Genomic DNA, 21,909 nt, shown 5'->3' on the forward strand with positions numbered 1-21,909 from the left:
TGCGCTCGGCGAACCGCCTGATCAGGTCGAGGTTGTCGCCGCCGCCGTACGCGACGTGCCCGGTGTCCAGGCACAGCTGGGCGTAGCGGGAGTCGGTGGCGTCGAGGAAGCGCTCGATCTCGGGCTGCGTCTGGATGTGGCTGTCGGCGTGCGGGTGCAGGCACAGCCTGACGTCGTGCTCCTCCAGCAGGATCTTGCCGAGCTCGTCGGCCGCCGCGCCGAGCGCGCGCCACTGGTCGGCGCTCAGCTGCGGGGATTCGGTGAACGCACCCGTCTTCTCGTCCCGGAACATCGGCGGGATGAACACCAGGTGGTGCGCGCCGACCGCGGCGGTCAGCTCGGCGACCTTGCTCACCTCGGCGAGCATCTGCTCCCACTCCTCGGGCCGGTGCAGCGCGCCGAAGGTGGTGCCGCCGGAGACCTGCAGGCCCCGCGAGCCGACCTCGTCGGCGAGCCGCTGCGGGTCCAGCGGCAGGTAGCCGGGCGGGCCGAGCTCCAGCCAGCCGTAGCCGGATTCGGCGAGCTCGTCGAGGAAGCGGGTGTAGGGAACCTGGTGCTCGTCCTCGGGGAACCACACCCCCACGAGTCAGGCGCGGAGCCCAGGCAGAGATTTCCCGCCACGGTTCGCGGGGTGGTCTCGGACGTCGTCGTCATCGAACCCTCCTCCGTCCGGCAGCCCGGAGCCGTGGCTCGCCCCGGCGAACTGCCGTTCTTGTCAGTCAATGGGCTGGCCCTCCCCGGAGGGAACCACCGAACTCTCCGCCCAATGGGTCCAACGGCTGGCAAAACCCTCGGCTCCGAGGAGCACCGACCATGGTGGCCAGGTTTGCACCCAGCCACCAACCTCAGCGCTCCGCCGTTCAGCTGTTGCTGGGGAAGCCCAGGTCGATGCCGCCGTCGCTCGGGTCGGGCCACCGGGTGGTGATGACCTTGCCCCGGGTGTAGAAGTGCACGCCGTCGTTTCCGTAGATGTGGTGGTCGCCGAACAGCGAGTCCTTCCAGCCGCCGAAGGAGTGGTAGCCCACGGGCACCGGGATCGGGACGTTGACGCCGACCATGCCGGCCTGGACCTCGATCTGGAAGCGGCGAGTGGCACCGCCGTCGCGGGTGAAGATCGCCGTGCCGTTGCCCCACCGCGAGGAGTTGATCAGCTCCAGGCCCTCCTCATAGGAGGACGCCCGGACCACGGCCAGCACCGGGCCGAAGATCTCGTCGCGGTAGGCGTCCATGTCGGGGGTGACCTTGTCCAGCAGGCTCACGCCCACGAAGACCCGTTCTCGTGCCCGTCGACCTTGAAGTCGGTGCCGTCCACCACGACCTCGGCGCCCTGCTCGCGGGCCCGGGCACGTAGGAGGCGACCTTCTCCCGGTGCGCGGCGGTGATCAGCGGGCCCATCTCCGAGGCCGGGTCGTTGCCCGGTCCGATGGTGAGGTTGCGGGCGCGTTCGGCGATCTTGTCGACCAGCTCGTCGCCGATCGGGTCGACCGCGACGACCACCGAGACGGCCATGCACCTCTCGCCCGCCGAACCGTAGGCTGCCGAGACCGCGGCGTCGGCGGTCTGGTCGAGGTCGGCGTCCGGCAGCGCCAGCATGTGGTTCTTCGCCCCGCCCAGCGCCTGCACCCGCTTGCCGTGGGCGCCGGCGGCGTCGTGCACGTGCTTGGCGATCGGGGTGGAACCGACGATCGGTCATCCCGGCCGCCGTCGCCGCGGACTTCTCGATCTGGCGAAACGTCCAGCGCGAGTACGCTGAAGAGCTACTCGGCCACGGTGAATACGACGGCTCATGCAAGCCCATCCAGTACGACATGTGGGCGTGGGACATCTGGAGCGTTGCGGTCCACCGTTTCCACGCTGACGGAAGGTGACCGGCAACGTGCCTGTAGGGCACCCTGCCCTGGATGACGTCGACGACCCCTCGGGTGTGGCGTCGAACATCGCGAGCATCGCATCTGCTCCGAGTTTGATCGTGTTGGCCAGCCGCGGGCTGGTCATGTTGACACCCGCGCCTACAACGACCATCAGATCGCTGGCGGGGACAAGATTTGGGCCCGCCCGAGTTAAGGGGGCTACTTCTCTCGGTACGACAGCCGGCTTCCGGAGGCTGAGCGTGGGATGCGTCTGCTCCAGCGAGCCTCGACATGCTCCGTCCCATACCCCATAGGGGCGAGTGGGCGCGAAGGTCGCTTAGGCGCGGCGCTCCCGTGTCGCCGCGGGCTCGCGCTCGCCCTGGTCCGGTACTTCGACGTCGTGGTCGAGAAATCCCGGCCCGGCACGCTCGAGCGCTGGAACCTCGCCGGGAGGACCTGACCGCCGTCAATCCGGGCCTCGTGATGGTCCGCATCTCCGGTTACGGCCAAACCGGCCCGTACCGCGACCGAGCCGGATTCGGTGGCGTCGCCGAAGCCTTCGGTGGGCTGCGGCCGGTGACCGGGCGCGCTGCCGGCTACCGGTCCGGCCAGCGGCTCCGATCGCGGACACCGCCGGTTCTCCACGGCATGATCGGGGTGCTTGCGTGCGGACCGTGTCCACCGTGCGTCCTCTGCCTGGCCCCCGAGAGCACGTTGGAAGCGGCGCGATTTGACGCGGAAGGTTTTCGGGCTGGGGGACTTGTCCACCACGGTGTTTGGGACCTACCGTTTCTTTCAAATTGAGCAACGTTGCTCAATTATCGAGAAATGAGGGAGTGAGCGATGCCCCCTACGGATGTCGCACCGAACCCGCCCTTGACCGGCTTCCGTGTTCTGGAGCTCGGGAACTTCATCGCCGCGCCGTTCGCGAGCCGCATCTTCGCCGACTTCGGCGCCGAGGTCATCAAGATCGAACGCCCCGACGTCGGCGATGAGCTCCGAGGCTGGAGGCGAAGCCGCGGGACCACCTCGATGTTGTTCCGCACCATCGCCCGCAACAAGAAGTCCGTCACCCTGGACCTGCGCACCGACGAGGGCCGCGACCTGGTCCTCGACCTCGTCCGCGAATCCGATGTCGTCATCGAGAACTTCCGGCCAGGAACGCTCGAGCGCTGGGGTCTGGGCCCGAACCGGCTCAACGACGTCAACCCCGACGTCGTGCTGGTGCGCATGTCCGGCTACGGCCAGACCGGACCCTATAAGGACCGCGCCGGATTCGGCGGGGTCGCCGAAGCGTTCGCCGGGCTGCGACAGGTCACCGGGCACGCGGACCGATCCCCGGTACGCCCGGCGGCACCGATCGGCGATGCGCTGGCCGGTCTCTACGGCGCGATCAGCGCGCTGATGCTGCTGCTGGCCCGCGCCACCGGCCGCCCGCACGAAGGTCCCCGCGTCGCCGATGTCGCGCTCTATGAATCGGTGTTCATGGCCATGGAATCGCTCGTGCCGGACCTGGACGCCTACGGGACCGTCCGGCGCCGAACGGCGGGCAACCTGCCAGGCGTGGTCCCGAGCGGCGTCTACCCGACCTCGGACGGGCAGTCGGTGATGATCGCCGGAAACTCCAGCGGCGCGTTCGCCCGGTTGATGACTGCCATCGGCCGCGCCGATCTGGCCGAGGACTCCACGCTGGCTGACGGCGACGCCCGGTTCGCGCGCGAGGCCGAGCTCGACGGAGCGATCAGCGACTGGACCACCCGGCACACCGCGCCCGAAGCTGTGGAGATCCTGAGCGCAGCGGGAGTGCCGATCGGACCGGTCTACGACGCCGCCGCCATCGCCGACGACCCGCATTTCGCCGCCCGTGGCATGCTGCGACCGCTCAAGGTCACCGTCGACACCGAGCCCGAGGAGATCCGCTTCCCCGGCGTTGTCCCCCAGATTCCCGGAGCCCCTGGAGACCTGCGCTGGGCCGGACCCGACCTGGGCCAGCACACCGAACACGTCTTGGGTGACGTGCTCGGCCTGAGCTCCAACCGGATCGCCGTGCTGCGCGGCCAGGGGGTGATCTAATGGTGCCGCAGGTGGAGATCACCGACGTGGTGATGCGCGACGGGTTGCAGGACGAGCCGGTCGTGGTCTCCGTTACCGACCGGCTGCGCATCGCCGACGCGCTCGTCGCCGCGGGGCTCACCCGGATCGAGGTGGCCTCGTTCGTCCACTCAGCCAAGGTGCCCCAGATGACCGGCGCCGAGGAACTGGTCGGCGGGCTGCCGCGGGAAGCGGGTGTCCGGTGGAGCGCCCTCGCACTCAATCGGCGCGGCGTCCAGCGCGCCGTGGACGCCGGGGCCTCCGAGGTGTGCCTGGTCGTCTCAGCAGCCGAAGGTCACAGCCGCGCCAACGCTGGGCGCAGCGTGCGGGAGGCTCTGTCCGACCTGGACGGAGTCGTCGACGACCACCCGCACGTGCGCTTCACCGGCGGCGTGGCCACCGCATTCGTCTGCCCCTTCGACGGCGACGTTGCACCGCCGCGGCTGGTCGAGGTTGCCTACGCCTACGCCGACATCGGCATCACCCGGATCGGCCTGGCCGACACCCTCGGCACCGCCGACCCGCACCACGTCGCACGCTCGATCGCCGCGGTCCGGGAAGCACTGCCGGAGGCCGTGATCGGACTGCACCTGCATAACGCCCTGGGCCAGGCCCTGCGCACCGTGGACCTCGCCCTGGAGCTGGGCATCACCCGCTTCGACGCCGCGACCGGCGGCTACGGCGGATGCCCCTTCGCACCGGGAGCGCACGGCAACATCGCCACCGAAACCCTCGTCGACCACCTCCACCAGCGCGGATACGACACCGGCATCGACCCCGCTCTGCTCGACGAGGCCGTGGTCGTCGTCAAGGACGCGCTGCGCCGAGGCAGCCCGCTCACCCAACCAACGCCCGAATCCGGCCGCCCCGATCCCGGGGCGACGCACCACCCCTCCCCCTGCGATGCCGCAGGTACTCCGCGACACCTTCCACCGGCCAACAGCGGCCGGTGACACGGGAGACAACGATGTCCACCCTTCACAACAGCGATTCCGCGAGCACCTCCGTTCATCATCCTGATTCGACGACCGAAACCACCAACCGGCCACCGCTCCTGCTGCGCGGCCCGGAACTCGCCGGTCTGCCGCCCGCGGTGTGGCTGGTCGGCGCCGCCGTTCTGCTCGCCGCGGCCCTGACCGACCACCTGCCCACCTCGTTGCTGTCCGGCTTCGCCATCACCATGGTCACCGGCGGTCTGCTGATGTGGATCGGGAAGCAAGTACCGGTGCTGCGCGACTGCGGACTTCCCACCATCCTGTGCACCTTCGTCCCCGCCGTCCTGTTGTTCGCCGGAGCGTTCCCACAAACTGCCGAAGGGGTCGTATCAGGATTCGTCGAAGACGGCGGATTCCTGGACTTCCTGGTCATCACCATCATCGCCGGAAGCATCCTCGGCATGCCCCGAACGCTGCTGCTGCGCGCGGGACCCCGCTTCGCCGTCCCGCTGCTGGGCTGCTTGACCCTGACCTTCCTCATCGCCGGCGCCGTCGGTTCCCTTCTGGGATTCGGCTTCGTGCAGGCGATTCTGCTCGTCGCAGCACCGATCATGGCCGGTGGACTGGGAATTGGAGCGGTCCCGATGTCGGAGATGTACGCCGGAGCCACCGGCGGCAACCCGGACGCGTTCATGGGTCAGCTGATGTCGGCCGTGGTCGTCGCCAACATCCTGTGCATCGTCATCGCCGGCGTCTACAACGGACTGGGCAGGCGCGAGAAGCAGCTGTTCGTCGGCTTCGACGGCCACGGCCAGCTCATGCGCGCCCAGCGACGCGACATCGGGCACGACACCGCACCGGGCCGCAACAAGGCCACCTACACCGCGCTCGGTCAAGGCCTGCTCATCGCCGGCCTGCTCTTCGTCCTCGGCGAACTGCTGGGCGGACTGCTGCCCGTCCTACACCCCTACGCCTGGACCATCATCGCCGCCGCCATCGTCAAGATCGCCGGTCTCCTCCCGCGCCACCTCGAGGAGGCCAGCACCAGCTGGGGCGCGATGGTCACGCAGCTGTTCGTCCCCGCACTGCTGGTCGCCGTCAGCCTCACCTACATTGACATCGCCGACGTGCTCACATCGCTCAGCAGTCCGCTGTTCCTGGTCCTGACCGCAGTCACAGTCCTCAGCGCGACACTGACCTCAGGCCTGCTGGGCTGGCTCGTCAAGTTCCACTTCGTCGAAGCCGCGATCACCCCGGGCCTGGTCATGGCCGACACCGGTGGCAGCGGCGACGTGGCCGTGCTGTCCGCGGCCAACCGGATGCACCTCATGCCCTTCGCCGCGCTGACCAACCGGCTCGGCGGCGCGGTCGTGCTCTTCGTGACCTCCATGATCGCACCCCTGCTGGCCACACCCTTGTGACACCGCAACCCGACCGAGGAGATGACATGCGACGCAACGTGCTGGCCATCGGGAACCGCGTTCCCGCCGTTGACCCGCATTCCTGGATAGCCGACACCGCCACGGTGGTCGGGGACGTCACCATCGGAGCGGGAACCGGCGTCTTCTACGGCGCAGTCCTGCGCGCCGACACCGAGTCGGTCTCGGTCGGCGCCGGCAGCAACGTCCAGGACTGTGCCACCGTCCACGCCGACCCCGGTTCGCCCGCGCAGATCGGTGACGGCGTGTCGGTGGGACACGGAGCGGTCCTGCACGGCTGCACCGTGCAGGACGGATGCCTGATCGGCATGAACGCCACCGTCCTCAACGGCGCGGTGATCGGAACCGAGTCGCTGGTGGCGGCCAACGCCCTGGTGCCCGAGGGCATGGAGATTCCACCGCGATCCCTGGTGGCCGGCGTTCCGGCGAAGGTGCGGCGCGAGCTGCGCAACGCCGAGCTCGACCACCTGCGGCACAACGCCGAGGCCTACCAGGACCTGTCGGTCCGCCACCGCGACATCAGCGATGCGGCAGTGGCGGGCTGAGGCCGTGCCCGCCAACCCCGGGCGGGGCCGCGACACCGCCACGAGAACCTCCCCGCCCGGGGCCGGCGGCATCCCGCCTTACTCTGGAACCGTGACCACAGACGCACTCGCGGGAGCCGAAACAGGACCGATCATTCGCTCGACCGGTGTCGGAGTCCTGGACCGGGTCGTCGCCGTCCTCGACGCCGTCGAGGTCCGGCACATGACCGCCTCCGAACTCGCCCGCCACCTCGGGCTGTCGGTCCCAACCACGCACCGACTGGTCAGCTCGATGATAGCCCACACCCTGCTCAGCAGGGACGACGACGGTCGACTCCACCTCGGACCCCGGTTCTCCTCGCCCTACCTCGAACAGATCTGCGCACCCGTGCTGACCGACCTCCAGCAGCAGACCGGCGAGACCGCCCAGCTCTGGGTGCGTCGCGGCGAACACCGGCTGTGCCTGGCCAGCGTCGACTCCCCCGCCGAGCTCCGCGCCTCCGTCCCGGTCGGCACCCTGCTCCCACTCGATGCAGGCGGCTCCGCGGCCAAGGTCCTCACCGAACCCATGAGAAAGCCCGGCTGGGCCGAAAGCGTCTCGCAACGCACCCCGGGCCTGTGCTCCGTGAGCGCACCCGTTCGTCGACCCTCCGGTGAAACCGTCGCAGCCGTTTGCCTCTCAGCCCCGGTGATCCGCGTCGACGACGCCGGCCCGGGCACGGTCTACGGCGAAACCGTCGCCTCGGCCGCCGCACAGCTCTCCGACGCGCTCCACGGGGCTTGACGGTACTTCTGGACTTTGAAGCCGACAAGATCGAAGCGGCCGTAACCGACGACACCTCGTCGCGCAACTCACCTGCTTGGCACAGTTGGTAGTTCGCGTCACTATTGAAGACATGCTCATGCTATCGGCCGCAGGTGCTTGTTCTCGTGCAGCCCCGCCGAGGAGAATTGACAGTTGACGCGAGTCGTTGCTCGGCTCAAAGCCGTTGCAGGTGGAGCAGTGTGTACCCGCCGTAGGTCACAGCTGCGCCGGCCGTCAGCAGGCTGGCCTGGAGGGTTCGCTGCTGAAACATCCACCGCACCCCCGGCGGCACAGCACATGATCAAGCTCGCCCGATGCCACCACCACCGGAGCCGCCGCCGCTCAGCTGCCACTGTCGGGATGCTCGTCCGAGAGCCCCGCCGCAAGCCCCCGGCGTCGTCGCGCCGCCCGCTGCGCCCGCGCCCGAGGCGGAAACGGATCCGGCGGAGCATAGCGCCTCCCAGGGCCTGCGCGTGACCTGCGAGCTGAACAAGGACGCCAAGATCGACGCCAACTGCGTAATCATCAACCGCGCCTGCGGCGACCACCCCACGGGAGTCAACGGCAGTTCCGGGTCGAACGCGATCACGACTTTTCGATCACCGGAAACGGCGATCGACACTCCTCTGCTGCGCCGGCCGCGGGGGTGACTCGCCTCCCGGGCAAGATCCAACACCAGGTGATGCCAGGCGCCGCCTCGCCGACAGGACAGGTCGAGCAGTGCCCACGCCGGTTCGGACTTCACCAGCGCGAATGGACAGCCCAGGGTTGCCGCTCACCACATCGAGCACCAGTCGCCCCTACGGCGCCACCGCCCGTTACCGAGCGGCGACGTGGCGTGCTGCGAGGTAACCGAAGGTCAGACCTGCGCCTACTTGGCAGCCTGCTCCCGGGTATTCGGAAGCCATGATCGAATTGGCGTCATTTCCACAGGCATAGAGACCGGGGACCGGTTCGCCCGATGCGTCCAGCACCTGCGCATTGGCGTTGGTGCGCAACCCGAGCGCGGTGGCGAGCGGGGTAGGGACCACGGCGATCGCGTAGAAGGGGGCCGTCTCGATCGGGCCGAGGTTGACGTTCGGAGCATGTGCCGGGTCGCCGTACTGGTGGCCGAAGGGGCTCGTCCCCTTCCCGAACTCCTCGTCGACGCCGCAGCGGGCGTCGCGATTGGTGTCGGCCACGGTGCGTTCAAGACCATCCGGATCGACGCCGATGGCGGTGGCGAGCTCACGAATCGTGTGCCCGGTGTGCAGGTAGCCCGCATCGACGTGCTGCTTGAGCAGCGGCTTGGGCAGGTGCGGGTAGACCATGCCGAGTCCGTTCCGACGCAGGGTCCGGGAGTCCAGGACGAGCCAGGCGGGGATGGTGGGGACGGACTTGTGCGAGTCGTACATCGCGCGGGTGAAGCGGTGGTAGGACACCGACTCGTCGACGAATCTGCGTCCTGTGGCGTTGACGGCGATGATGCCGGGTTTCGCGCGGTCCCAGATGTGCGGGAAGACCGCGGTGGAGCCGTCGCGGCGACGGCCGATGGAGCTGGGGAACCACAGGGCGTTGTCGCCGGAGGACTCACCGAGGACGCCACCGACGGAACGGGCGAGAGCGATCGAGTCGCCGGTCGCGCCCTCCCCGACCCGGGTGAACTGCGGCGTGGGTCTGGGAAGGTGTTCGGCGCGCAGTTCCGGGCTGGCGGAGAACCCGCCAGCCGCCAGGACGACACCGCGCCGAGCCGCCACCCGGACGGTGCGACCGCGGTGCGAGACGACCGCGCCCACGACCTGTCCGAACTCGTCTGCGACGAGGTCGGTGGTGCGGGCGGTGAACCAGACGTCGCCGGAGCGCTGCAGGAGCTTGTCGTAGAGGTTGGCGACCAGGGCGTTGCCCATGGCCAGCCGAGTGCCACGCGGGTAGCGGAGTCGGTCCGCCGCCCAACGCACCCCCAGGCGCAGTGCTACGGCCACGCCGCGCATCGATCCGTTGAAGATGCTCAGCAGCTGGTTGACCTCGGGCCGCCGGACCATGAGCGTCCCGCCGAAGAGCGCGAATTCCGGGACCGGTGGCCGGATTCGACCGAAGCGGGCCTTTCCGAGCGCACGGCCGTCGAAGGTGCTCGGTTCCAGGGCCCGGCCGACGCCTGAGCCGGGGATCTCGGGGTGGTAGTCGACGACGGTCTTGGAGTGCCAGAACTCGACGCCGACCCGCTTCAGGTAGTCGAGCATGGCAGGCCCTTCCGCGAGGTAGGTCTCGCGGAGTTCGCGCGGGGCGCGCTCGCCGACGAGGGCGTCGAGGTAGCGGCTCGCGCTGGCGCTGTCGGCGGCGGGATCGTCCTGGTGCTGGTGCCCGGGGATCCAGCACGTCCCGGCCGAGTAGGCCGTGGTCCCGCCGAGCCACTCGGTCTTCTCCAGCACCAGGACGGAAAGTCCCTCTTCGGCGCCGACGACCGCGGCACCCATGCCGCTCGCGCCGGTGCCGAGGACGAGGAGGTCGACCTCGTGGTCCCAATCGTCAGTCATGGTTCGCTTCCTCCTCGCTGGCGACGAGTTCGCTGAGGTGCCGCCGCATCCGGTCCAGGTCGGGTGTGGTTCCGGTGAGCAGGGCGAGGGTTCGCGCGGCCTGGGAGACGAGCATCGCTCCCCCGTCGAGGCATCGGCATCCGGTCGCGCGCGCATCCTGCAGCAAGGCCGTCGACAGCGGGCGGTAGACGACCTCGGCGACCCAGTGCCGAGGCTCGAGGGCGCCGGTATCGAAGGGCCGACCGGGGTGGCCGGTCATGCCGATCGGAGTTGCGTTGACGACTCCGTCGGCCCGAGCGAGTTCGGCGGGGACCCGCTCGACGGGCAGACCGGTGATCGTGGCCTCCGGAAAACGCTCGCGCAGCCTGGCGACCAGGTCTTCGCTGCGTGCTGGGTCCGCGTCGGCGATCGCCACCACTGCTCCGGTGACGACCAGGGCGTAGGCGACGGCAGAACCGGCGCCCCCGGCCCCGACCACGACCACCCGGTCCTGCCGGACGTCCGGGAGTCCGTGCCGCAGACCGGACAGGAATCCGCTGTGGTCGGTGTTGTGGCCGATGAGCCGATCGCCGTCGACGGAGACGGTGTTGACCGCGCCGAGCGCCCGCGCGTCCGGGGAGAGCTCGTCGAGCTGCTCGAGAACGGCCTGCTTCGCCGGATGCGTCACGTTGAACCCGGTCGCACCCTCCCCGACCGCTTCCCTCAAGGTCCACCGCGCGGGAAGGTGGTCGAGGTCGAGCAGTCGGTAGGTGTAGTCGAGACCGAGCGCGGCCGCCTCGCGCTCGTGCAGCGCGGGCGAGAACGAGCCGCCGATCCCTGCGCCCACCAAGGCCACTCGGTGGCGCACCGGGACGATCACCTCAGACATGGGCGCTCGTCTCGGTCAGCAGTGCGCGCACGCCGGCCAGATTGCGCCGCGCGAACTCCAGCGAGGTGAGGCGCGTCTGCAGCGCAGCGTGCGGCACCTCGACGCTCAGCGGTGTTCCATCGGGCACGGCCGCGAGCAGTTCCCGCAGCGGGAGCTCGCCGTCGCCGACGAGTTCCCGCTGGACGCGGGCCTCGGCTTGCAGCACCGAGCCGTCGGCCTTCATCCCGAGCGGGAGCTCCTCGGGCAGGTCGAGGTGTTCCGGGACAGCGAGCGGGCCGTCGCACACCTGCAGGCACGGAACGAGGTCGGGATCGAGAGCTCGGACGTCGTCGATCGAGCTGCCACCGCGCTGGATGTGCAGGGCGTCGAGCAGCACGGCCGCACCGGTGGCCCCGGCGATCGCGGCGGCCTCGGCCACGGTGCTCACCGGTTGGTAGCTGATGGGTTCCAGGGTCGGCCGGATGCCGAGCGGCGCGGCGTCGGCGGTCAGCGCGGCCAGCGTGTCGGCCAGGCGCTTCCGGTCGGGGTCGGAGCCGACGACGCTGATCGTTCGGGCACCGAGAGCAGCACCGGCTTCCAGGGCGGGCCGCCAGCTGGCCGGGCCGGTTTCCGGGCGGAGCGTCAGGAACTCGACGTCGCGAACGGTCAGGCCGGAGGCGTCGAGCCGCCGCAGCGTCTCGCGCGACATCGGCGAGCCCGGCTCCATCGGGTACTGGTGCTCCCCCGCTGTCACAGCGCTGACCCGGACGCCGACGAAGTCGAAACCGGCCTCCGCGGCGGTGCTGACGAGCTCGGGAGGGCTCAGCCGCAGCAGCGTCAGGTGGGCGAGCCCGATCGGGTTCATGAGGTGATCTCCTCCTTCAGAGCGGGGACCTGCTCCGGCCGGCCGGATGAGGCCGAGGCGTACAGCGCGGTGAGGATCGCCAGCGACTTCGCGGCCTCCCGCCCGGTGACCGCCGGAGCGCGTTTCTCGCGGACAGCGCTGACGAAATCCGTGATCTGCAAGGTGTGCAACGGAGCGAGGCTGCCGTTGATCTCCGGCAGGGTGAGGTCTGCGCGCAGTCCGAGACCGAACGGCGATTCCGCCGACTCGGCGCCGGGCACCGCCCACACGTCGATCCGCGCTTCGCTTCCCTCCGGGTACTCGGAGAGACCCGCGCTCGCGCCGGTGCGTCCGACGACCTGCACCCGAGTGCCGAGGCCGGGGGTCAGCGCGGTGGAGGCGGCCAAGGTGGCCAGGCCGCCCGAGGCGAAGCGCAGGGTCGCAACGGCCGTGTCCTCGACCTCGATCGCCTCTCCGTGCTTGACGGTCGTGTGGGCCGCCGACACCTCGACCGCGTCTCCCATGAACCACTGCAGCAGATCGATGTTGTGCACGGCTTGGGTCATCAGAACCCCGCCACCGTCGCTCGCCCACGAACCGCGCCACGCATCGGCGGTGTAGTAGGAGGTGTCGCGGTGCAGCAGCACCGAAGCGTGCCCGAGCACCGGGGTTCCCAGCGTGCCATCGTCGATCGCCGCGCGGATCCGCTGCGCGGCGGGCCAGAAGCGCCGCTGGAACGCCACGCCGAGGGCGACGCCCGCCGCCTCGCACGCTGCCACCATCCGGGCGGCCGAACCGAGTTCGATGGCGATCGGCTTCTCGCACAGCACGTGCACGCCGTGCGCGGCAGCTCGGGTGACGACCGATTCGTGCGTCGGGTGCGGGGTGCAGACGCTGACCAGGTCCAGGTCGAGGTCGAACAGCTCGTCGGGGCCGATCGCGTCCGTGCCGTGCCGGGCGGCGAACCGCTCGGCGCGTTCCGGCGAGACGTCGGTGCAGGCCACGAGCTCGACGCCAGGCAGGTCGTGGTAGGCGGCGGCGTGGTTGCCGGCGATGTTGCCGCACCCGATGATCGCCGCCCGCAGCGCCCGGGTCATCACCGCACCGCCCGAACGGGGGCGTCGGCGATCTGCGGCCGGCTCTCGCCGAGCCGGGAGGTCGGCGTGCGGAAGGTTTCCGGACCGGTCAGCGCGGCGGCCGCGGAGGCCAGCACGAACGCGGCGCACATCCAGGCCACTGGAGTCCAGTTCGCCTCGTCGCCCGCAGTGAGCGTTGAGGCGAGCAACGGGGTGAACCCGGCTGCGAGCAGGCCGATCATCAGTCCGATCGCCATGCCGCTGTAGCGGACTCGGGCCGGGAACTGCTCCGGGAAGTAGGCCGGGTACACGCCGTTGGGCGCGGCGTAGCAGAAGCCGATCAGCAGGACCGCCGAGAGGTAGATCCAGGGCACGTTCTGGGTGCCGATGGCGTGGAAGAACACGAACACCATCACGCTGACCCCGACCAGCCCGGTGATGAAGACCGGTTTGCGCCCGACCCGGTCGGCGAGCAGCCCGTAAGCGGGCTGGGTGACGACGGCGACCATGTTCGCCACCGAGATCACCGCGAGCATGGTCGGTTTCGAGATTCCGGCGACCTGGGTGGCGTAGGAGAGCGCGAAGACGTTGACGATGGTGTTGACCATGGCGAAGCTCGCGCAGACCGCGATGCGCAGCAGGGTCGCCCAGTGGTGCCGGAACAGCTCGAACACCGGCGCCTTGGCGGTTTCTGCGGACTCCTGCAGCTCGGAGAAGACCTCGGGCTCGGCCAGCGAGCGGCGCAGGAAGTAGGCGACGGCGGTGACCGCGATGCTCAGCCAGAACGGGATTCGCCAGCCCCAGGACAGGAGTTGCTCGTCAGGCAGCGCGGCGATCGGGATGAACACCAGGCTCGAGATGACGATCCCGAACATGATCCCGCTCATGGTGAAGCTGGTGAAGAACGCGCGGCGCCCGTCCGGGGCGTGCTCCACGGTCAGCGAACTCGCACCGGGCGATTCACCGCCTGCCGACAGGCCCTGCAGCAGCCGCAGGGCCACCAGCGTGATCGGCGCGGCGATGCCGACCTGGTCGTAGCTCGGCAGGCAGCCGATCAGGAACGTCGACAGTCCCATGAGCAGCAGCGTGGTCATCAAGGCGTTGCGGCGGCCGAACCGGTCGCCGAAGTGCCCGAAGAGGATCGCGCCGAGCGGGCGGGCGACGTAGGCGACGCCGAGGGTCGCGATGGACAGCAGCGCTCCGGTCGCGCCGGCGTCGGGGAAGAAGACCTCGCCGAACACCAGCGCGGCCGCCGAGCCGTAGATGAAGAAGTCGTAGTACTCCAGCGTGCTGCCGAGGAATCCGGAGAGCGCGGCCTTCCGGGGGTTGTTGCGGGTACCGCTCGACGGCGGAGCCTCTGCTGGCGTGGGGGACATGGCGTTCCTTCCGATCCGGCGTCATCGACGGAGATCCGGTTCCCGAACGGGGGGTGTCGGGCGGTGCGGAAGAGAATCGCAGCAACGACTATGCCCAGTCCAATACTTGGTTTCACCTACACCATGTGTTCAAACAGCATAATCAGTCGGCCGGATGGGGCAGCACCTCTTCGGCCAGTTCCAGCACCGCCCGCGTCACCGGCGAGGGGTTGTCGTCCAGCCACGCCAGTGCGTGCTCCATGTGGGTCTGCTCGCCCCGCAGCGGCACGAACACCGAGGCCGAGGGCATGATGTCGGAGATGCCCGCCGGCATCAGCGCGACGCCGACCCCGGCCGACACCAGCGTCAGGATCATGTACGGGTCGGTGATCTCCTGGACGACGCGCGGGCGGAACCCCGCCTTGACGCACGCCTGCGTGGCCAGCTCCTGCAGGGACGATCCGGCGGCGGCCGGGATGGTGATGAAGCCGTCCTCGGCCAGGTCGGCGAGGTCGATGGCGGTTTCGCCGGCGAGCGGGTGGTCGATCGGCAGCGCTGCGCCGAGCGGCTCGCGCCCGACCCGCCGCGTGCGCACTGGGGACGGGTCGATCGGCAGTCCGACGAACGCGATGTCCAGGGCGCCCTGCTCCAGCTGCTCGACCCCTCCCCTGGTCATCACGCGGCCGGTCAGCGACAGCGAGATGTTCGGGTAGCGCTGGCGGACGGCCCTGGTCAGCGGCGGCAGCGTGAGGTGGTTGAGCGCTCCGGAGAACCCTATGGCCACCGTCCCGTACACCACGCCCGAGGTCGCCCGGGTCGCCTGCTGGGCGAGTTCCAGCTCCTCGAACACGCGGTGCGCGTGCGGCAGGAACGCCTGTCCGGCCGGGGTGAGCGCGACGCTGCGAGTGCTGCGGTCGAAGAGCGTCGCCCCGAGCTCCTTCTCCAGCTTGCGGATGGTCTGGCTCAGGGGTGACTGGGCCAGCCGCAGCCGGGCGGCCGCACGACCGAAATGCAGTTCCTCGGCAACGGCGATGAACGCCTCGAGCCACCGGATCTCCACGGTGAACCTTCCTGACTGCAGGGGCTTGCGCTGCAGCACGTTCCGCTTATAGTTCCCTGAAAGCACAGTCGGTTCGTGATTTTACATAAAATCTTACATAGTCCTGGCGCGCGGTGCACACAATCCGCCCGGGACGCCTGGAGGAACTCAGCGTGACCACCACTCGAACCTCCCCGCTCTCGCCCGACCACGACGTGGTCGTCGTCGGCTCCGGCGCCGCCGGGCTGGCCACCGCGGTGACCGCGGCCCACCACGGGCTGCGGGTCGCGGTCCTCGAACGCGCCGACGTCTGCGGGGGCGCGACGGCCTGGTCCGGTGGCTGGATGTGGGCACCGGGCAACCCGCTCGCCCGCGCCGACGGGGTTCGCGAGCAGACCGACGAGTTCCGCACCTACCTCCGCAACGCGCTCGGTGAGGACTACGAGCCGACGCGCGTGGACGCCTTCCTCGACGCCGCCCCGGAGATGGTGCGGTTCTTCCACGAGCGCACGGCCCTGACGTTCGCCCCGGGCGCGAAGATCTGCGACATCTACGGCGACCTCCCCGGCGCGGGCACCGGACACCGCTCGGTCGCACCCGCTCCCGTCGACCTCCGCGGGCTCGGCAGCGACGTGGCGCGACTCCTGCGCCCCCAGCTCTACGAGACCTCGTTCCTCGGCATGGGAATCATGGCCGGTCCCGATCTCGCCGGTTTCCTGGCCGCGTCGCGCGGCGACACCCGCGGACTGCTGCACGCCGCCCGGCGGGTCACCCGGCACCTGGTGGACCTGGCGTCGAAGCGTCGCGGCATGCAGCTGGTCAACGGCACCGCGCTGGTCGCCAGGCTGCTGCGCTCCGCTCTGGACCTGGGTGTCGAAATCCGAGTGTCCACCGAGGTCACCGAACTGACCACCGAGAACGGCCGCGTCACCGGCGTGCTGGCGTCCACTTCAGACGGACCGGTGCGGTTCTCGGCGTCGCGCGGCGTGGTGCTGGCCGCCGGTGGCTTCCCGCAGGACGAGGCCCGCCGCCGTGCTCTGTTCCCGCGTGGCGAACGGCACTGGAGCCTGGCGCCGGCCACCGCCGACGGCGCGGGCATCAAACTCGGCGAGTCCGCGGGCGGTCGGTTGCGCACCGACCTCGCCTCCCCCGCCGCCTGGTGCCCGGTCTCCCTGGTGCCCTACCGCAACGGCCGCACCGGCGTGTTCCCGCACATCATGGACCGGGCCAAACCGGGCAGCATCGGCGTGCTGCGCACCGGGCGCCGATTCGTCAACGAGGCCAACGGTTACCACGACTACGTCTCCGCGATGATCGCCGCGACCCCGGACGGCGAACCGGTGCAGTCCTGGCAGATCGCCGATTCCCGGTTCGTTCGCCGCTACCCGCTCGGCATGGCCAAACCCCGCCCGATCCCGCTGTTCCCCTACCTGCACAGCGGATACCTCCAGTGCGGCCGCACGATCGAGGAACTCGCCCGCAAGTGCGGCATCGACCCGACCGAGCTCGCCAAGACCGTCGCGGAGTTCAACGCCGCTGCGCGTCGTGGCGAGGACCCCGCGTTCGGACGTGGCTCGACACCGTTCAACCGGTACGGCGGCGACCAGGCGGTGACGCCGAACCCGTCGCTCGCCCCGCTGGAGAAGGGGCCGTTCTACGCCGTGCGGGTCGTCCCCGGCAGCTTCGGCACCTTCGCCGGTCTCGCAACCGACGAGCGCGCGCGGGTGCTCGACGCGGAAGACGACCCGGTGCCAGGGCTCCACGCCGTCGGATGCGATCAGGCGAGCGTCCTGGGCGGCCACTACCCCGCCGGCGGGATCAACATCGGACCGGCCATGACGTTCGGCTGGATCGCCGGCCGCGAGCTCGCGGGCGCGGACACCCGGATCGGGAGGACCGCGTGAGCTACCCAGCGGGCGTGGTCGCCCTGATCACCGGTGGCGCCAGCGGGATCGGCGCCGCGACAGCCGCGAAGCTGCGCGGCGACGGCGTCCGCGTCGTCACCGCTGATGTCGCGCCGGGCGCGGACGAGAAACTCGACGTCACCGACCCCGCCGCCGTCGCCGCCCTCGTGCGGGACATCGGACCGGTCGGGATCCTCGTGCACAGCGCGGGAATCGTGGGTCCCTCCCGGCCGCTGGCCGAACTCGATCTCGACGAGTGGCGGCGCACGTTCCAGGTCAACGTCGACGGCACGTTCTTGCTCTGCCGCAGTGTCGTCCCAGGCATGGTCCGCGCAGGGTGGGGCCGGATCGTGAACCTGGCGAGCATCGCCGCCAAGGACGGCAACCCGGCTCAGAGCGCCTACTCGGCCTCGAAGGCCGCGGTCGTGGCGCTGACGAAGTCGTTGGGCAAGGAGCTCGCCACGACCGGTGTGCTGGTCAACGCGGTCGCCCCGGCCGCGGTGGCGACCCGGATGAACGCGCGCACCGATCCCGCGGTGCTCGCCCGCTCGCAGGCGTTGACCCCGATGGGCCGGTTCGGCCAGGCCGAGGAGATCGCCGAGCTGATCGGATGGTTGTGCTCGGAGCAGCTCAGCTTCTCCACCGGAGCGGTCTACGACGCCAGCGGCGGCCGCGCGACCTACTGACGAGAAGACCGGAGACGACGTGGAGATGCGGTGGATCGACGCGTTCCTGGCCGTTGCGGAGGAACGCCACTTCGGACGCGCGGCCGAGCGGCTGCACATGGCGCAGTCCCCGCTGAGCCAGACGATCAAGAAGCTGGAGAAGCACGTCGGCACACCGCTCTTCGAGCGCACCACCAGAACCGTGGCGCTGACGTCCGCCGGGCACGCCTTCCTCCCGCACGCCCGGCGGATCGTCGGTGAAGCCGACCTGGCCATGCGCGCCACCAGCGCCAGCCCGGGCGAGGTCTACGGGCAAGTGCGCCTGGGGTTCTCGGGCGCGCTCAACCACCTCACGCTCCCGCGGTTGACCCGCGCGTTGCGCACCGCGCACCCGGGAGTCGCCCTCCAGCTGGTCGACCGGGTGACCACCGAGGACGCCGTGGGGCTGGTCGAGCACGGGACGCTCGACGCCGCGTTCGTGGGCCTCCCGGCGCCGGGCGCGCTGCCGAGCCGCACGATCTCCCTGGAGGACCTCGGGGCTGCATTGCCCTCCGACCACAGGCTGGCCGCGCGAGAACGCGTCTCGCTGCTCGACCTCGCCGACGAGGACTGGGTTCTCATGCCGGGCCAGTCCGCCTTGCGCGCGGTGATCCTCACGGCCTGCCACGCAAGCGGTTTCCAGCCCCACGTCGCTCAAGAGGTCAAGGATCCCTACGTCGTGCTCTCGCTGGTCGCGGGCGGCCTCGGGGTGTCGCTGGCTCCCACCTGCCTCCAGCCGATCATGCCGGCCGGGGCTGTGTGGGTGCCGCTGGAGGGCACTCCCCCTCGGCTGCGGAGCGCGCTCCTCTGGCATCCCGACCGGGTCACCGACGCCGTGCGCGCCCTGCTCGATGTCGCGTCCGAAATGCTGCCCACCATCGAATAATGTGCGATCGGCACATGATGTCTGACCGACCATGTATTGGACTCCGCACAATCGCCGGGCGAAGCTGGTGAGCGTTCAGCCCTCCACCTCCGACGACACAGGAGTCCTTCCGACATGGGCACATTCGCGGTGATCTACACCTACGGCACCGACACCGAAGCCGAACGCGACGCGATCCGGCCGCAGCACAAGGACTTCCTCGCCGACCTGCACAACACCGGCAGGCTGCGCATCTCCGGACCGATCGACTCGGGCACCGGAGCGCTGCTGGTCCTCGAAGGCGAATCCGCGACGGAGGTCACCTCCGTGCTCGACGACGACCCCTTCTGCAAGCACGGCCTGATCGCCGACCGCTCGGTGCGGGAGTGGACCATCGTGTTCGGCGGCCTGCGGTGAAGGTCGCCCGCACGCTCGCCCGCGAACGCATCGAGATCCAGGACGTACCGCTGCCGCAGCCCGGTCCCGGCGAGGCGCTCGTCCGCGTCCACACCGTCACGCTGTGCGGCACCGACCTGCACATCTGGGAGGACGACTACGCCACCGAGCTGCCAATCGTGCAGGGGCACGAGATCGCCGGCGTCGTGGAGTCCGCGCCGCCCGGCAGCGATTTCCAGGCGGGTGATCGGGTCGCGGTCTCGCCCATGCGCTGGTGCGGGACGTGCTACGCGTGCAGCATCGGGCGGGTCAACGCGTGCCGGAACTCCTCGTGCCTCGGCTGCTACGAGGACGGCGGGCTCACCGAGCTGCTGCCCGTGTCCGTGGGCGTTCTGCACCCGATCCCGGAGACCCTTCCCACCGGCCTCGCGGCTCTGGCCGAGCCGACCAGCATCGCGATGCAGGCGGTGCGGCGGGGACGGCCGCAGAAGGGAGAGCAGGCGCTCGTGCTGGGCTGCGGTCCGATCGGGCTGATGGCGACCTTGCACCTCACCTCGCTGGGTGTCGACGTCATCGCCGCCGACACCGCCCCCGAGCGCAGCGACTTCGCCAGGAGATTCGGCGCCACCAGCACCGTCGTCGTCGAGCCCGACCGAGCCCTCGCACTACCCGCGGAGCCCTCGTTGGTGATCGAGGCGACCGGATCCCCTGCTGCCTTCACCACCGCCGTGGAGGCGGTCACGACCGCGGGACGCGTCGTTCTCGTCGGCATCTCCGACCGGTCGGTGACGCTGTCCATGCGCACGCTGCCGGTCAAGGACATCGACCTGCTCGGCAGCCGCAACAGCCAGCGCCGCATCGGGCAGGCCCTCGAACTGCTCGACGAGCACCGCGACGCGGCCACCGCGCTGATCACCCACCGCCTTCCGTTCGACCGCATCGATGAGGCCTTCCCGCTGCTGCGATCCCGATCCCAGCTGGTCGGCAAGGTCGCCGTGGAGCTGATGACCTCATGAGCCTGCTCACCTCCAGCCCTCTCGCCCAGTACGACGTGGCGATCATCGGCAGCGGCGCCGCCGGGTTGACCGCCGCCGCAGCAGCCGCCGACGCGGGCTTGTCCACCGTCGTCCTGGAGAAGGCCGAGCAGCTCGGCGGCACCTCAGCCGTCGGCGGCGGAGTCATCTGGGCACCCGGCAACCACCTCATGGCCGAAGCCGGTTTCGAGGATTCAGCCGAGGCCGCCAAGGCCTACCTCCACGTCGGCAGCGGCGGCCGGATGAGCGAGGCGGAGATCGACCGGTACGTGACGACCGCACCCGAAGCCATCCGGTTCCTCAGCGACGTCGGCGTCCGCATGCGCGCCCTCGCCCGTCCGGACTACCACCCGGAGTGGGCAGGCGCCGCCTCCGGTCGCGGCCTGGACCAAGAACCCTTCGACTCGCGCCCCTGGCCAGGTCTTGCGGAACTGCTCCGCCCGCCGACCTACTTCCCGTTGATCACCATGGCCGAGCGCGACGCCCTCGCCGGGGCGCCGATCGACGCCGAACTGCTCGAACGCCGCGCCGCCGCGGGCGTGCGCACGATGGGTGGCGCGCTGGTCGGGCGGCTGCTGGTCGCGGCGATCGAGCGCGGAGTCCACATCGTCGCACCGGCCCGCGTGACAGGTCTGGAACGTCAGACCGGCTGCTGGGACGTGACCGTCGGCAGCACCGGGATCCGCGCCGCATCGGTGGTGCTCGCCTCCGGCGGTTTCGAGTGGAACCCCGCTCTGCGCAAGGCTTTCCTGCCCTACCCCGTCACACCGATCAGCGCGCCCGGCAACACTGGTGACGGACTGGTCCTCGGGCTGCGGGCCGGTGCCGCCGTCGACGAGATGACAGCGGTGTGGGGCGTGCCAGTTCTCACGCCACCCACCGCCCGCTACGACGGCATGCCCTCCGGCCGGATGGGCAACGTCGAGATGACCCTCCCGGGCTCGATCACCGTCAACACCTCGGGACGTCGATTCGTCAACGAGGCGACGAACTACCACGACCTCAACCGAGCCTTCGGCGCGATCGACACAGCGACCGGGCAACTCGCCAACAGCCCGGCGTTCCTCGTCTTCGACCAGAGGTACCTGGACCGCTACCCGGTAGCCGGTGCGTCGTCGGCGCAGCCGTGGATGATCCGCGCCGACACCATCGACGAGCTCGCCCAGGTCGCCGGAATCGACCCGGACGGTCTGCGGACCACGGTCGAGGCCTTCAACGAGAACGCCCGGCAGGGCACGGATCCCGCCTTCGGGCGAGGTGAGAGCCACCAGGACCGTCACCTCGGCGACCCGGCCGTGAAGCCCAACCCGTGCCTCGCTCCGGTCGAACGTTCCCCGTACTACGCAGTCCCCGTGCACGCAGGTGTCCTCGGCACCGCTGGCGGTCTCGCCACCGACGCGGACGGGCGCGCACTCGATCACACGGGCGACCCCCTTCCAGGGCTCTACGCCGCCGGAAACTGCGCCGCGACCCTGTTCCGGGACACCTACCCCGGCGGCGGCGCAACACTCGGCTCGGCCATCGTCCGCGCCCATCGAGTCGGAAGACACCTCGCCCGAACCCGCACTGCCGTCTGATCGAGCGCCCGAACAGATCCAAGCCCGACTTCACACACGCACCCACCTCCTCCGGCAGCGGCCTGAGACCCGTCGCGCCGAGACGAGCCCTGGGCAACCCGGGTCGGCAAC

The 21,909-nt window shown here is 70.1% G+C and carries 20 protein-coding genes and 1 pseudogene; 13 read left to right on the plus strand and 8 right to left on the minus strand.

The annotated features are described in order from the left end of the window. The coding region (locus R4I43_RS23960) for a sugar phosphate isomerase/epimerase family protein (protein ID WP_324267944.1) at window positions 1-577 on the minus strand (577 nt) is incomplete at its 3' end. A gap of 283 nt (window positions 578-860) precedes the next feature. Further along, window positions 861-1,683, minus strand: a pseudogene (locus R4I43_RS23965) (aldehyde dehydrogenase family protein); the annotation flags it as partial. A gap of 650 nt (window positions 1,684-2,333) precedes the next feature. Here R4I43_RS23965 and R4I43_RS34410 point away from each other — a divergent pair. The 7 genes from R4I43_RS34410 to R4I43_RS24000 all read left to right on the plus strand — a co-directional run bounded on the left by R4I43_RS34410 (window position 2,334) and on the right by R4I43_RS24000 (window position 8,294). Beyond that, window positions 2,334-2,654, plus strand: coding sequence for a CoA transferase (locus R4I43_RS34410; RefSeq protein WP_407691305.1), 321 nt, complete (start codon window positions 2,334-2,336; stop codon window positions 2,652-2,654). A gap of 39 nt (window positions 2,655-2,693) precedes the next feature. Then, complete coding sequence (locus R4I43_RS23975) at window positions 2,694-3,923, plus strand: CaiB/BaiF CoA transferase family protein (RefSeq protein WP_324267945.1); 1,230 nt, start codon at window positions 2,694-2,696, stop codon at window positions 3,921-3,923. Then, window positions 3,923-4,894: a hydroxymethylglutaryl-CoA lyase gene (locus R4I43_RS23980; protein ID WP_324267946.1), complete on the plus strand. Its 972-nt coding sequence runs from the start codon at window positions 3,923-3,925 to the stop codon at window positions 4,892-4,894. The genes R4I43_RS23975 and R4I43_RS23980 overlap by 1 nt, the downstream gene beginning before the upstream one ends. 14 nt (window positions 4,895-4,908) lie before the next feature. Beyond that, the gene (locus tag R4I43_RS23985; RefSeq protein WP_324267947.1) at window positions 4,909-6,297 is read left to right on the plus strand and encodes a 2-hydroxycarboxylate transporter family protein; all 1,389 of its coding nucleotides are present in this window, start codon (window positions 4,909-4,911) and stop codon (window positions 6,295-6,297) included. 26 nt (window positions 6,298-6,323) lie between these two features. Then, window positions 6,324-6,860 (plus strand): gamma carbonic anhydrase family protein, encoded by a 537-nt coding sequence (locus R4I43_RS23990; RefSeq protein ID WP_324267948.1) that lies wholly within the window; start codon window positions 6,324-6,326, stop codon window positions 6,858-6,860. Between the two features lie 91 nt (window positions 6,861-6,951). Further along, a complete protein-coding gene (locus R4I43_RS23995) occupies window positions 6,952-7,623 on the plus strand; it encodes an IclR family transcriptional regulator (RefSeq protein WP_324267949.1) in 672 nt (223 codons plus the stop codon). A gap of 494 nt (window positions 7,624-8,117) precedes the next feature. After that, window positions 8,118-8,294 (plus strand): hypothetical protein, encoded by a 177-nt coding sequence (locus tag R4I43_RS24000; protein ID WP_324267950.1) that lies wholly within the window; start codon window positions 8,118-8,120, stop codon window positions 8,292-8,294. Between the two features lie 168 nt (window positions 8,295-8,462). On the opposite strand, the gene R4I43_RS24005 is transcribed toward R4I43_RS24000, so the two are convergent. The 6 genes from R4I43_RS24005 to R4I43_RS24030 form a co-directional block, all read right to left on the minus strand. Further along, entirely contained in the window at window positions 8,463-10,157 is a 1,695-nt protein-coding gene (locus R4I43_RS24005; RefSeq protein WP_324267951.1) for an FAD-binding protein, read from the minus strand. Next, a complete protein-coding gene (locus tag R4I43_RS24010; protein WP_324267952.1) occupies window positions 10,150-11,025 on the minus strand; it encodes a shikimate dehydrogenase in 876 nt (291 codons plus the stop codon). Before R4I43_RS24010 ends, R4I43_RS24005 begins: the two co-directional genes overlap by 8 nt. Continuing rightward, the gene (locus R4I43_RS24015; RefSeq protein ID WP_324267953.1) at window positions 11,018-11,869 is read right to left on the minus strand and encodes a TIM barrel protein; all 852 of its coding nucleotides are present in this window, start codon (window positions 11,867-11,869) and stop codon (window positions 11,018-11,020) included. Before R4I43_RS24015 ends, R4I43_RS24010 begins: the two co-directional genes overlap by 8 nt. Continuing rightward, window positions 11,866-12,945, minus strand: coding sequence for a Gfo/Idh/MocA family protein (locus R4I43_RS24020; protein WP_324267954.1), 1,080 nt, complete (start codon window positions 12,943-12,945; stop codon window positions 11,866-11,868). Before R4I43_RS24020 ends, R4I43_RS24015 begins: the two co-directional genes overlap by 4 nt. Beyond that, window positions 12,945-14,300, minus strand: coding sequence for an MFS transporter (locus R4I43_RS24025; protein WP_324267955.1), 1,356 nt, complete (start codon window positions 14,298-14,300; stop codon window positions 12,945-12,947). Before R4I43_RS24025 ends, R4I43_RS24020 begins: the two co-directional genes overlap by 1 nt. Window positions 14,301-14,442: 142 nt before the next feature. Then, window positions 14,443-15,378 carry a LysR family transcriptional regulator gene (locus tag R4I43_RS24030; protein WP_324267956.1) on the minus strand — a complete coding sequence of 312 codons (936 nt, stop codon included), beginning with the start codon at window positions 15,376-15,378 and terminating at the stop codon, window positions 14,443-14,445. A 113-nt stretch (window positions 15,379-15,491) separates the two neighbouring features. Here R4I43_RS24030 and R4I43_RS24035 point away from each other — a divergent pair, with 113 nt between their 5' ends. From R4I43_RS24035 to R4I43_RS24060, 6 genes are all read left to right on the plus strand, one after another. Further along, window positions 15,492-17,222, plus strand: coding sequence for an FAD-dependent oxidoreductase (locus R4I43_RS24035; protein WP_324267957.1), 1,731 nt, complete (start codon window positions 15,492-15,494; stop codon window positions 17,220-17,222). Next, on the plus strand, window positions 17,219-17,908 hold the full coding sequence (locus tag R4I43_RS24040; RefSeq protein ID WP_324267958.1) for an SDR family NAD(P)-dependent oxidoreductase: 690 nt from the start codon (window positions 17,219-17,221) through the stop codon (window positions 17,906-17,908). Before R4I43_RS24035 ends, R4I43_RS24040 begins: the two co-directional genes overlap by 4 nt. 25 nt (window positions 17,909-17,933) lie before the next feature. Beyond that, on the plus strand, window positions 17,934-18,812 hold the full coding sequence (locus R4I43_RS24045) for a LysR substrate-binding domain-containing protein (protein WP_324267959.1): 879 nt from the start codon (window positions 17,934-17,936) through the stop codon (window positions 18,810-18,812). Between the two features lie 114 nt (window positions 18,813-18,926). Beyond that, entirely contained in the window at window positions 18,927-19,208 is a 282-nt protein-coding gene (locus tag R4I43_RS24050; RefSeq protein ID WP_324267960.1) for a YciI family protein, read from the plus strand. Continuing rightward, on the plus strand, window positions 19,178-20,203 hold the full coding sequence (locus R4I43_RS24055) for an alcohol dehydrogenase catalytic domain-containing protein (protein WP_324267961.1): 1,026 nt from the start codon (window positions 19,178-19,180) through the stop codon (window positions 20,201-20,203). Before R4I43_RS24050 ends, R4I43_RS24055 begins: the two co-directional genes overlap by 31 nt. Continuing rightward, on the plus strand, window positions 20,200-21,798 hold the full coding sequence (locus R4I43_RS24060; RefSeq protein WP_324267962.1) for an FAD-dependent oxidoreductase: 1,599 nt from the start codon (window positions 20,200-20,202) through the stop codon (window positions 21,796-21,798). Before R4I43_RS24055 ends, R4I43_RS24060 begins: the two co-directional genes overlap by 4 nt. Window positions 21,799-21,909 lie beyond the last annotated feature (111 nt).

It is taken from the genome of Saccharopolyspora mangrovi, assembly GCF_035320975.1.
Taxonomy (GTDB): domain Bacteria; phylum Actinomycetota; class Actinomycetes; order Mycobacteriales; family Pseudonocardiaceae; genus Saccharopolyspora; species Saccharopolyspora mangrovi.